Source organism: Staphylococcus sp. GDY8P54P, assembly GCF_017892645.1.
GTDB classification, from domain to species: Bacteria; Bacillota; Bacilli; order Staphylococcales; family Staphylococcaceae; genus Staphylococcus; species Staphylococcus ureilyticus.
On the sequence record NZ_JAESLN010000007.1, the window covers coordinates 1 to 13,066 of the forward strand.

6 protein-coding genes and 1 pseudogene are annotated in these 13,066 nt (G+C 33.2%); 2 read left to right on the forward strand and 5 right to left on the reverse strand.

Going from position 1 to position 13,066, the window contains the following annotated elements; genetic code table 11:
* From KA883_RS01990 to KA883_RS02005, 4 genes and pseudogenes are all read right to left on the reverse strand, one after another.
* Positions 1-85: pseudogene (locus KA883_RS01990) on the reverse strand (IS200/IS605 family transposase); the annotation flags it as partial.
* A 202-nt stretch (positions 86-287) separates the two neighbouring features.
* Complete coding sequence (locus KA883_RS01995) at positions 288-2,162, reverse strand: glycosyltransferase family 2 protein (protein ID WP_210122404.1); 1,875 nt, start codon at positions 2,160-2,162, stop codon at positions 288-290.
* Between the two features lie 15 nt (positions 2,163-2,177).
* Positions 2,178-3,245 (reverse strand): acyltransferase family protein, encoded by a 1,068-nt coding sequence (locus tag KA883_RS02000; RefSeq protein WP_046207215.1) that lies wholly within the window; start codon positions 3,243-3,245, stop codon positions 2,178-2,180.
* Positions 3,246-3,650: 405 nt separating this feature from the next.
* Positions 3,651-5,261: a poly-gamma-glutamate hydrolase family protein gene (locus KA883_RS02005; protein ID WP_245335462.1), complete on the reverse strand. Its 1,611-nt coding sequence runs from the start codon at positions 5,259-5,261 to the stop codon at positions 3,651-3,653.
* Positions 5,262-5,554: 293 nt separating this feature from the next.
* On the opposite strand from KA883_RS02005, the gene KA883_RS02010 reads away from it, so the two are divergent.
* Complete coding sequence (locus KA883_RS02010) at positions 5,555-7,156, forward strand: trypsin-like peptidase domain-containing protein (RefSeq protein WP_046207213.1); 1,602 nt, start codon at positions 5,555-5,557, stop codon at positions 7,154-7,156.
* Between the two features lie 492 nt (positions 7,157-7,648).
* Here KA883_RS02010 and KA883_RS02015 read toward each other — a convergent pair whose 3' ends face one another.
* The gene (locus KA883_RS02015) at positions 7,649-10,498 is read right to left on the reverse strand and encodes a YhgE/Pip domain-containing protein (RefSeq protein ID WP_107365361.1); all 2,850 of its coding nucleotides are present in this window, start codon (positions 10,496-10,498) and stop codon (positions 7,649-7,651) included.
* Positions 10,499-10,715: 217 nt separating this feature from the next.
* Here KA883_RS02015 and KA883_RS02020 point away from each other — a divergent pair, with 217 nt between their 5' ends.
* On the forward strand, positions 10,716-12,911 hold the full coding sequence (locus KA883_RS02020; protein ID WP_046207211.1) for an amidase domain-containing protein: 2,196 nt from the start codon (positions 10,716-10,718) through the stop codon (positions 12,909-12,911).
* The last annotated feature ends 155 nt before the right edge of the window (positions 12,912-13,066 follow it).

Consider the following 13,066-nt stretch of genomic DNA (forward strand, 5'->3'; position numbering starts at 1 on the left):
TTTGTCTTCTATATTTAGGAGTGAAGACAATGTGATACTTACAATTCCATTTTGTATGTGCTAAACTATTTGTGTCTGATGACATAAGTTGCATCTCCTCGTGCTGTTTATTTTGGTTGGCTGACCAAATATTATTTTAGCACGTAGAGATGCAATTTTTAATACAACGGTATAACCATACTGCACCATACGCATAGCGTATGGTTTTTTCATCTAACAAAAAAGGCTACTAAAACCAGTACTTCCGGTTATTTAGTAGCCTTTTAAATATATTCATGATTTAAATATTATTTTATAACTTCAACAAAATCTTTATTTGCTGTTAAGTAATTTCCTTCTTGTGTAACTAATCGTGGTGTTGATTTATTTGTATAAGCAATATTAGCGATACTAATCGTGTCTCCAACTTTAAGTGTTTCCAATGGCTCACTTTTGAATATTCTAGAATGATATAACTTACAAACTTTTTTAATTTTAATCTCATTAGGAACATCTGTAATATATTTATGATGGTTGTCCATGTGAATCTGTGCCAAAAAATCTTTATTTGCTGTGATCACACTATCATCTTCAAGAATTAATCTAGGTGTACCATTTGATGTGAACTGAACATCTTTAGGCACTACTTTCATACCTGGATTTAAACTCATGAGCTTCGTTTCAAATTCAATATCACGATATACATTTGTTTTTTTAAGCGTCATCAATGGTTCTGATGCCGTTAGGAAATATTTTCCTTTGTATTTTTCCCTCAACTTATTGACGAACTCTAACTTGAAGCTTTGTCGCTTCATTTTATAAATGTCATTATTACTCGGGTAAGAAGCGTAAACTAAGGCGATATCATTCGTTTCACCAAATTCGACACCGAGGTTAACATCTATCTCTTTCGATTGCTTAAATTGCTCCTGGGGTATATAAATGCTTTTATCTTTATACACATAATCAACATGATACACGTTCATTGCGTTATTAATTTCAATTAATTTCACACCATTGATTTGAACGTTTTCTGGTTTCAATACTTTAATCACTTCATATAATTCACCATTTAGCATTTGTGTACCTTCATACACTGGATAACAACGCACTGGTGTTGGTTCTAAAATAGCACAATTACTGTCAATTTCCATGTAAATTGCATCTTTTTTCATATAATAACGCCAATAACCATAAACAAGTGCTTCTGTAAAATTTAAAAAAGCTTCCTTATCTTCTTGATGATAAAGTGTATACATAGCTATAAATTTTTTGTTACTAATAAATTCCTTCATATCATAACCATATTCATTTAGCATCTGTTCTACATCATCAAAAATAGCATAGAACGTTTGCTTATTATCAGACTTTAAAAACGTCTTTGTATGCAACAACCTTCTAAAGAAGTCTACTTCCACCATTCTAGATAACATCATTTTTTTCAGAGATTCGGATATATTCATTTTACAAATACGTTTGGTTATATCCACATTCAAATAAGCTTTATCTACCACTGAGGTCTCTTTCACAAGTGATTGATTTTCATCGTATCTGTTCACATGATAAACAGGTATCGTAGACATCGTAATGTTTTGAATCTTAGAAATAAGATCGATGAAAAATAATTTATCTTCACCAAATTTCATATGTTCAAATTGAATCTGATTATTAATTACAATATCACGTTTAAATACTTTACCCGGTGGCCCTACTGCTCTAAAAATCTTTTCAATATCTTGTGGCATCAAATTTGATGCATCTTTATAGGATGTGAATTTAGCATGATACGTAATACTTTTATTCGTATGTTTGTAGCTTTGTCCTAAGCCTAACTCTGCATCATCACTATTAACTTTTTCCATAAATCTTGGAAACCCTTCAGTATCTAACCAATCATCTGCATCCAATAAGGCAATATATTTTCCTTTTGCCGCTTTAATACCTATATTTCTTGGTTCTGACGGACTACCTGTATTCGTTGATAACTGAATTAATCGGATAAAATCATACTGGTTAGCATAACTATCAATCATTGCTACTGAGTTATCTGTAGAACAATCATCAACAAAGATTGCCTCCGATTTTGATTGTTCCATATTTAAATTGATTAAAGATTCAATACATTTTTTTAAGAATGGTTCTTTATTATAGACAGATATAATAACCGAGACTAATTTATCCATTCAATTCTCCCCTTTTTAATCTACTAGGTTATTTTTATAACTTTGATAAAACGTATCATACTTAACGTTCCCAATGCCTCCTACTATATATTTGCCTAGTTTAAACTGGTTAAACACATAAGCAATGCATATTGAGAACGTAATCGTTAATGTAAATGTAAATACGATATTGAATATAGGATGTTCATGTAATGTCCCTAACCTATGTACAATAAAGTAATGAATTAAATATATTGAAAAAGAATAATTACTGATTAAAATGAAAAATTTTGGTACATATTTAACATAAGACGATATTAGAAAGAATATTAAGATTATCATAGTAACATAGATTGGTGTATCAATACGCTTAGAGTCCACTAGCGTTAACCAGCCCGACAAGTAATTGATCAGCGTTATGACCGTCACTATAACAGTTCCTAACACAATGTATTTCGTATACTTTTGTATGTTGGCCATCAACGTTTCATAATAATAACCCATATAAAAACCTAGTAAGAAATAACTAAGCCAACCTATGAATATCATCCAGCCCTCTCGTTGCCATAACCAATTTAAATACCAAGCCTCTGGTGCATCAACAAAAGTTCTCATAGCCCAAAATAGCATCGTGATAACTAATGAATATACGATTAATTTTAATGGATTAAGTTTTACTAAGTGCTTCGCAAATAATACATGTAAAGCATAAAATTGAAAAATAATAACAATAAAATATGTCAGCGTGCCTCCATGAAACATCATAAATTGTACAGAATCTAAATATTCCATTAAATTATTAGGCTGCCCGTAGACATACGCTAAACCTAAGTTAATGATGATATATGGAATCCCTAATGTCAGCAACTTCTGTTTTACAAATCCTTCTTTAACCCGTGTCTTATATTGTTTCGCTAATAAAAACTCAGAAATAAAAACAAACATTGGTGTCGCGTATAATAACAGTAATTGAAAAACTCTTAATAAATAGCCATCATTCGGCATTTCAAATTTATAAAATGTTGTAGTAATTGTATGAATCATCACAATACTTAGACAAGCAATTGCTCTCATCCAAAAAATAATAGATGTATATACCTTCATCATTGTGCTCCTCTTTAGATTAATCTATGTATGTTCAAATTTTCGCAAATGTGAATTTATCATTTTGCATGAAATAACGTGAATTATATTACAATGTTTTTTTGAATTCAAACATTTCTTTGTTTTTGAAATCTATACTTAGAGATTTATTTATTAACGCTACATGCTATGTCCTTATACAATTTTATAAATATATGCGCAATTACAATTTTTGTTTTTCTACAGAAAATCGGAAGATTTAGACTTCCCTTAGACTACCCGAATATGAATCTCACTAAAATATATAAAAAACCCCAACACGTATATACATACGCATTGAGGTCATTAGCTTATTAAAAGAAATCTACTTATTAAAATTAAAAACTTGAAACGTGCTACTTTAGCAATAAATTCAATATATTATCCTTAATTTTCTGGATAGACTTGCTTGATTGCACCATTAAGCGCTTCAGCAAAATCATACATCGTGGTAGTCCAATTTTCTATTTTTTTTCGTGATGCTGTGCTAGTGTCTTCATCTTTGAAAAACACTTTTCTTAAAGCGGTCGTTAGTTCTAATTGAACACCTGTGCTTTCCTCTACTTTATTAATAAAATTAGCATTACTCAGCCCACCAAGGTATTCTGGCGGTATCTTCACTACAAATCCTTTAAGTTCAAGTTGACTTTGAATGGCGTCTCTAAGCGGTGATTGATAACCACCTAAGTATACGAGTTGTTCTTCACCTTGAGCACCATGTATTGAAATGGTAGCTGTTCGATCTTGAATCATCTCATGCAAAGTTGCATCATCATAATTTGTAGATGTTACATGTAATTGTGTGTTGTTGGATGGACGTATCGCTTCAAATGAAAAATAATCAAAATCACCATTATTCGCCACTAGTTTTGTTAATTCTGAAGTCCCTTGTTCAATGTTCCCACCATGTGGTGCCGCTATCAACACTGATTTCCCGACATTTCGTGTATCTTTCTTCCAGTCGATACCTTCTGTCGTATCTTTGTATAATTCTGTCATAGACTTATAATAATCTTGTTTACGCGTTGCACTAGCTGTCTTTGTTTCCGTTTCTGGGGTTGCTTTTATTGTTTCTTGTGACTGTAATGTCTTATCTTGAATGTTCGTATTTTCGAGTTTAGGAGATACTGTGTTTTGGGATGCTTCATTTGTCTTGACTGGTGCGTTTGCTATTGTACTGGGTTGTACTGGTGCAGATGGTGTAGGTACTGTCGATGATGTGTTTGATTTTGTAGTCTGCGGCGTTGTTGTACTTGAAGCCTGAGTCTTTGTCGGTGTGCTCTGTGTCTTTACTGGAGTTGTTTGCGTTTTTGTCGATGATATTGTCGTGCTTTTTATCGGTGTACTCGGTTTCTTCGCTGTTGTCGTCGGTGCTTTTGTTGTTGTGCTTGGTTTCTTCGTTGTTGTCGCCGGTACTTTTGTTGTTGTGCTTGGTTTCTTCGCCGTTGTCGTCGGTACTTTTGTTGTTGTGCTTGGTTTCTTCGCCGTTGTCGTCGGTACTTTTGTTATTGTACTCGGTTTCTTCGCTGTTGTCGTCGGTACTTTTGTTGTTATGCTTGGTTTCTTCGCTGTTGTAGTCGATACTTTTGTTATTGTACTCGGTTTCTTCGCTGTTGTCGTCGGTACTTTGGACGTAACAGGTGCTTTAACCATTGTTGTTGAAATAGCTTTACTAACAGGTTTTTTTACAGGTACTGACTGCTTCGTCACTGGTGCTTTTTGCGCTATAGGTTTTACTGTTGCTTGTGTTTTTTTAGTCGTTACATTTGTAGCAGCTTTTGTTGGCGTTGCTTTTACCACTGCAGGCTTTACTGTTTTCACCGTTGTAGTTGGTTTAGTTGTCAAAGTCGTTGTTTTTGTTACTGTTTGTGATTTTACTGTTGAAGTACTCGCATGTGCATTTTCACTTACTAAAGCAATCGTGCTAATCCCAATAGCAGTCGTTACAAGCCCTAGCACTAACTTCTTGCTAGAAAAAGTACGTATATTCGTATTCATTTTCATTCTTTTCCCCTTAATGTTTTCTATAATTTTAATAATACACAATGTTTTTTAAAATGCAATAATTAAATTATTGTTTAACTTAAGATTAATAGCTTATGACATTAGTAAAAAAATCTGAAATAAAGAAAAAGTTAGTTATCACAAGTATATTTTGCCAAACAAATGTCTATTTCATTATATTATTCCTATTCTCAAAAATATATTGCCATACACAAAAGAAAAAGTATATAATATTAAAGAAATAATCTTATTTACTTTTTACACAAAAAACAGAAGGGACAGATTAAGTGAATAAACCGTCGTGGGCAATAAAATATATTTCTGCAATCATCGCCATATCTATGATAATTTGTTTGGTGATAATATTTCATGTTGATACAATGGAGGCTGCTGAAAACACTACTGATATCAACTATCCAACTAACCATAAAGTAACTAAAAAATATCCGATAACAACAAAAGCAACAAAAAAGATCAATACTACAAATGAAGTAAAAAATACTAAAATAGTTAGTAATAGCAATTTAAAATCAAAACAAAATGGAGTTCAATTTCCCAAGCAAAACACTAAATTGAAATACAATAATAAAGACATAGAATTTAAAAATCCAGTTAAAAAAGGGGATCCAAAAGATACTCCGAAAGTAATTTTGGGTAAAAATGTGCAACCACCATCAAAAACTATAAAAGTAAAATCGCACTCACCAATAACCCCAAAGAAAAAACTATCAAAACAACCAATAATTCAAAATAAAAATAAAGCTATTATCCCCACTAACAAAAATCAAAAAACAAATGCATCTATTAAACAAAAACAAAGTGGGTCATCAAAAACCAAAGTTCGAGTAGCACAACATACTTCTTCTAAGCGTACATCAAAATCTATAAAACCACAGTTACTATCAAGTTCAACTAAAACAACAAAAAAACAAACGAATACGACTAAAATAAATAAAAATATAAAACCACAAACCTTATCTTCAACAACAAAAAAACAACAAACAAAACCATTAGCTAAGCAAGCAAAAGCATCTAAAAGTGTAAAGGTTATTCCAAAAACAAGTAAGCAAACTTCAAAAAACAGCAACTACTATAATCAAGCACCTAAAACTTGGTCATCAAAGATACCAGGCAGCGATAATGTGCGGGATTTTGGTCAAACGACTGAAGCATCCGGCATCAATGATGCATTAAAAATCATGAAAAAGTCCGGCAATAAAGGAGTTACTTTAGAACATACGACTGCAAAAGCAGCCAATATTGCAACCGTATTTAATTGGAATCCTATTAAAAAAGCTCTGACATATGGCACTGGAACTGCAATTGGTAAACATACAATATTAACAGCTAATCACGTCGTCAATAATCCAGAAGCACATAAACCAATGTCACCATCTTCATTACAAAATCTTAGAGTGAACCTGCTACAAGAAGGTTCAACCTACACACGTTCTCTCAATGTGATTGGTGTAAAAATGATGCAATTTGGTGATGTCGCATTATTATATACAAAAGAAGATATTTCAAAGTATATGAAAATACGTAAAATTGCTCCAGAAAAATCGATTACTAATATCAAGGCTAATACGCCTATTCATATGTACCATTATGGATTACCAACTGGTAAATTCAAGAATGATCCTATGGGTACGATGTATCATTCTAAGGGAAAATATTCCCTTATGGCTCGCAACATCAATCCAATGGGCTATTATCAAATGATGGCTGAACCTGGTTCTTCAGGAGGTGCCATTTTAAATAGTAAAAATGAAGTTTTAGGTATACACGCTTTTAGAATTGATTCAGGTGATTATAAAAAATACCACTTAAATACGATGGCAGAATTAAGAAGTAAATTACGCAAAGAAGTTATTCAAAATATTATCTAAGCTATTTAATAAGCATCTTCGATTGTTATCGTGGATGTTTTTTATTGTTGCAATAATTCGAAACCCTTAAAGTGTCTTTTTTATATTAAAATACATACCTTCAATCATTTTTAACGCCTCACAACAGGATTATATTATAGAAAAGCGCATCTACGAATTAGATCCATTTTCTAAACAAGTATGCATACACATTCAAAATCTAAACTGATTCAAAAAATAAAAGTCCCACTTCTCAATTGATTGAGTTAGTGGGACTTATGCATGAATTACAGCTCTAGGTAGTCATTTTATACTTTTTTCAATTCTAATTACCCAAGCAAGAGGAGATAACAAAATCTTTTAAATAAAATTAGATTTCTGTCCTACTCCCTTATTTGAAGTGAAATTCATCGCTCATTATATTTTTAAGTTTCTGTTTTAGACCAAAACTGTTTTTCACTATCATCATTCAAACTGATAAACATCATTTTGACGTTTAACTTGTTAGCAACTTTACTCCATTACATCGCTTTCTTCAGCTTTTTCAGTTACTTTTCTCATCAGTGGATCTGTAATTGGTTTGAATATTACACCAATTAATAAGAATCCTATACCAAATAATGAAAGTACTACTAATTTTTGAGTTAGAATTTCAGGAACAGGTCCGCCAACCGCTTCTCTTAATGCATCGATTGCATAAGAGAATGGTAAGTAAGGATGAATCGTTTGGAAAAACTCTGGTGTAACTTGGATAGGAAATGTTCCCCCACCACCTGCAATTTGTAGCACAAGAAAGATGATGGCAATGGCTTTCCCTGGATTTCCTAACAGTGATACCAAAGTATAAACAATGGTAACAAATACGATTGATGCGAATACTGCGATACCAATAAACCAACCAATTGATTCTACTTGTGCTTTCAGTATTACGATATCACCAATAGATACAATAAGCGCTTGAACGATACCTAATAAGTAGAATAATCCACTTTTACCTAAATATATTTCTCTTGTTGATAGGTATGGTGCTAATGATTTGTGTTTATTATCTGTCGTTAATAAGCTCACCATCAATAACGCACCTACCCAAATGGCTAAGGCTGTATAGAATGGCGTGCTTGCTGAACCATAGTCTTTCACAGGAAATACATCCTTTTGATCAATATCTATTGGGTTCGCAATCACATTCGCTTGTTTTTTCAAATCATTCTTCAATAAATCTACCATTTTGTCTACCGCATCATCTTTTTCAATCTCATCAAATAGTTTGTTCGCTTTAGCAAGATCTTTTTCAACATTTGGTAATTGGTTACGTGCGAAATTCGCTAAATTATGCAATCCTTCTTTGGCACGTGGTTGATTGGTATCCAAAATATCAACTAAACGATCGTAACGATTGAATAAGGTCGGTATCGTGCTATTTACTGTTGCTGTCGTATCAGACAATTGTTGCTCTAACCCTGGTAAATCATTTTCAATAAAGGATGCTGCGTTCGCAACGCCTTGTTTAAATTGTGGATAATAATTTTGTGCAGTAGCCATTGCATCCATATATCTTTGCTCAATGGTTGGCAATGCACTTTGAATCGCTTCGATTCTATCTTTGCCTGTTGTCAAAATACTTTGTCCAGAGTTTATAACCTGTTCTATCGTATTTAATTTCGATTGAAGCGTTGAAAGTCTAGCATCGCCTTCATTTAATACAGACATTACTTCGTTTGATATGTCGAACAAATTCTGATTTAGTTCTGTTTTAATATAATTTCTTAAATCATCCAAGCTACGATTTACGCGAGGTAGGTCTTTAAGTAATGCTACTGCTTCTGCCTTACCAGAACTTCCGTTTGACAGTGCATCACTAAGTTGATTCTGCTGCTTAATTAAGTCATTTATTTTATTATTTGTCGATTCTAATTCTTTGATTTCATTCGATAAATCGACATTTTCTCTCTCTTCTAGTTCTGTTAATATATCGATAAATTGCTGATTAAATTTACTAGTTATTTCCAGTCTGGATTTAATATGATCCAGTGTTTTTTGAAAATCTTTAGGTTTGTCTGTAGATAAAATACCATATGTGACATTTTCCAACGCTTTGATATCTTCCTGACTACTTTCGGCTTGTTTGTCAGCATAATTAGAAAGTGATAACAATGACTCTGATAATGAAGATTGCATAGCATTAACATCTTTACTACTTACTGTAGAATCATGTTGTTCATTGTCATCATCATCGCTTTGATTATTACTTATTTGCGATGTTTGAATATTTGAATATCGACCTGAACGCTTAGCACTTTGCTGCTCAGTTTGTATATTATCTTCTAGGCGTTGATTAACATTTTGATTTGCATCTTGTGCGCGATCAACGACTTCTTGGTAACTTTCTACGCGTTGTTGAATCGCAGGCAAGTAACCTTGTGCATCGTTCAATCCTTGTAAGCCAGCGTCTACCCCAGTGCTTGCAATATCAACACCTCGATTGATTTTAGGAAAGGCTTCTGGCACATCGTTAGAAGCAACATTAAGCGCATTTTCAATATTTGGCATGTAGTCATTTAATGCCAGTATTAGTTTAGCACGCTCGTTCAATGCAGGTATTGCAGCATTAACTTGATTTAACTTATCTGCTGCATCGATAACTTCACCTTTATAGTCACCTAATCCTCTAAATCGATCCGCATAATTGTCAATTTGATCTTGGTTTTCATCTAAATAAATAAGTGTATCTGCAAAATCGTTAATTTTTGGCATAGCTTTATTCGCTTCGGATACAGCATCTTCAATTTTATTGATGGTTGGAATCTCTTCTTCAAGTTTTACACCTAGACGATTCGCTTCATCTAAAAGTGCTTGTGTCACTGTTTCATTAAACTGTTCATTCGCTTTTTGAACGATAGCACTTGTACCAGCATCAGTCATTTTAGGCGCAATCGCATTAAGTTTTTGGTTCACTTTATATTCAACGTTTGCTTGTTGTGGGTCTTTTCGCAACGTACCAGTAATTTGGTGTGTAAATTTATCTGGTATATAAATGGCTGCATAATATTCTCCCATTTTCAAATCATGATCTGCTTTTTTTCTACTTACAAACTGCCAATCAAAGTTATCATCTTTTTTAAGATTATCGGTAATTTGATCACCAACATTAATTTTTTTACCTTTGACTTTATCCCCATTATCTTCATTCACAACTGCAATTTTAATATTTTTAGTATTACCATATGGATCCCATGTCGCATCCAAGTTAAACCAAGCATAAAACGAAGGAAGCAAGGCTAAACCACCTAAAATCACTAATACACTAGGCGCTTTAGCAATCTTTTTTAAATCCATAAAAAATAATTTTATTACGTTTTTCATTTATACACCTCAAAAACTAGATCTGTGATTTCTTCTTATATAAAATTCAAATTACTATTTGTTTATTGCATATAAATTGATATACTGAATTCATTAATAACGTTTAACCTTTTCATAGTTGATAGACATCAACTAAAAGCAAGACTATTAACAGTTTACCAAGATAAACAATACTTTGTATATAGTAAATAATATATTTTAGGAAAGAGGTATTTTCATGAGGCAACAAAAATTATTAGTCTGCTTACTTTCAACTTCTTTACTTATGCCATCATTTCCTATCAATGATGCCAAAGCCGAAACCTCAAAAGAAGATACAATGACTACTCAGTCAACTGAGACACAGAAAGACAAAGACAAAGACAAATCTGATTCATCGCTATCATCATCCCAAAATCATAAAACTAATAACGAGAAATCTGATGATGTAAAAGAGAAATCTAGCGATAATAAGCATAGTAGTGAACGGGGAGATCAACAAAATCGCAAAAATGATGGCCATGCTAAAACAAGTGAGCAGAACAACAGCCAAGAAAACGATAATTCTAAGACTTCTGACAAAACGTCGACAAATGTAACTAAAAATACATGGGATACATCAACAGACGATGATCGTTCAAACATATTTGATATGTTTAAACCAACACCTTTGAAACAAAACCAAGACAATAACAGTTTATCTAAGTTACTGGATCAATTACTTTCTAATAATGAAGCAACACAACCCCCTTCCACATTAAAACAAAACGATGATTCAAACGAAGACAATAACAAACAAAATAATTCATTAACAGACCACACTGATTCAGAAGATTCAAATGCGACAGCTTTCATTGATGATAATGAGATAAATGATGATTCAAATGAAGATAGTGAGGAATTTGTACAAGAACAAAGTCGTACAGATTATGACAACGATGCTAATGACACAGCGCGTGAATCAAAAAACAGTCAATATGAGTCAAATCAATATACAGATGAGCATGATGCGCAACAAGATGATAACGAATCCAATTCAGATTCACACCAAAATCAATCTCGTGAAAACACAACGCAGGATGGGCATAGTCAGAATAAACAAGATGATGAAACAACGACAAGTAATAATGATACAGGTGAGCAGGATGATGACGCAGACACTCGTGACAATGACAGCACAACAGACAATCAATCCGGTTCATCGTCGGAAGATAGAGTATTAGAATCAATTTTAGACGAGTATAGTGAAGACGCTAAAAATAACCAAAAGCAATATGAATCTCAAAAAGCACATTCATCAAATAAGGATTCTGAAAATAAGAAAAGTGACTCAGATGAACAACCATCAAGTAACCATGCTAATCCGCAGTTACCTTCTCAATCACAATTAGCCAAAAAAGAAAAACCGGCTCAATCCTTTGAAAATGACACCAAGCAGTCTAACATACGCGCTACTGCTATTTTTCAACAATTACCAAACTTGTCGGGCGATAATAACACTACAAATCAACTGACAATAACTGAAAATAAAAACACACGTGACTTCATTAAAACAATCGCACAAGATGCACATGACATAGGCCAAGATGAAGACATATACGCATCCGTGATGATTGCACAAGCCATATTAGAATCAGATTCTGGCATGAGTGCACTTGCCCAAGCACCTCATTATAACTTATTCGGTATCAAGGGAACTTACCAAGGAAAATCCACTACTTTCAATACACTTGAAGACAATGGAAACAACATGTTCCAAATCTCAGCTGATTTCCGTAGTTATCCGAGTGAAAAAGAATCATTAGAGGATTATGCTAAATTAATCAAACAAGGTATTGATGGCAATCCAAATATTTATAAACCAACGTGGAAGCGCGAAGCACATAACTATCGGTCAGCAACTGCACATCTGGCTACCACATATGCAACTGATTCTCAATACGCTGACAAACTTAACAGCATTATTGAGCACTACGACTTAACACAATTTGACCGTAAACAAATGCCAGATTTAGACGATTATAAATTGAAGAACGATGACGATAATAGCGATTTCAAGCCATTTTCAGAAACCACAAATCACTCGCCTTACCCACATGGCCAGTGTACGTGGTATGTCTATCACCGTATGTCGCAATTCGATCAATATGTCGGTGGAGATCTAGGTGACGCCAGAAATTGGAACAATCGCGCAGAAAGAAAAGGTTATACGGTTTCTTCAACACCTAAGACACATACTGCCGTTGTATTTGAGGCAGGTCAGCATGGTGCAGATTCAATATACGGTCATGTAGCTTTTGTAGAAAAAGTGAACGATGACGGTTCTATCGTTATTTCAGAATCAAATGTTAAGGGACTTGGCATCGTTTCTCACAGAACCATTGATGCAGATGTCGCTACTGATTTAAGTTATATTACAGGTAAACAAAACTAACTTTATATAGACACATGATAGAATTCAATCAATATTTTAAAATTCTCATTTTCTGCAAAATAAAAGTGCACCATTTCAAAAGTCTCACTTATGTGACTAACTTTGAATGGTGCATTTTTTATATGATAACAAGTAGCCTTAGCACCTGTTAAATT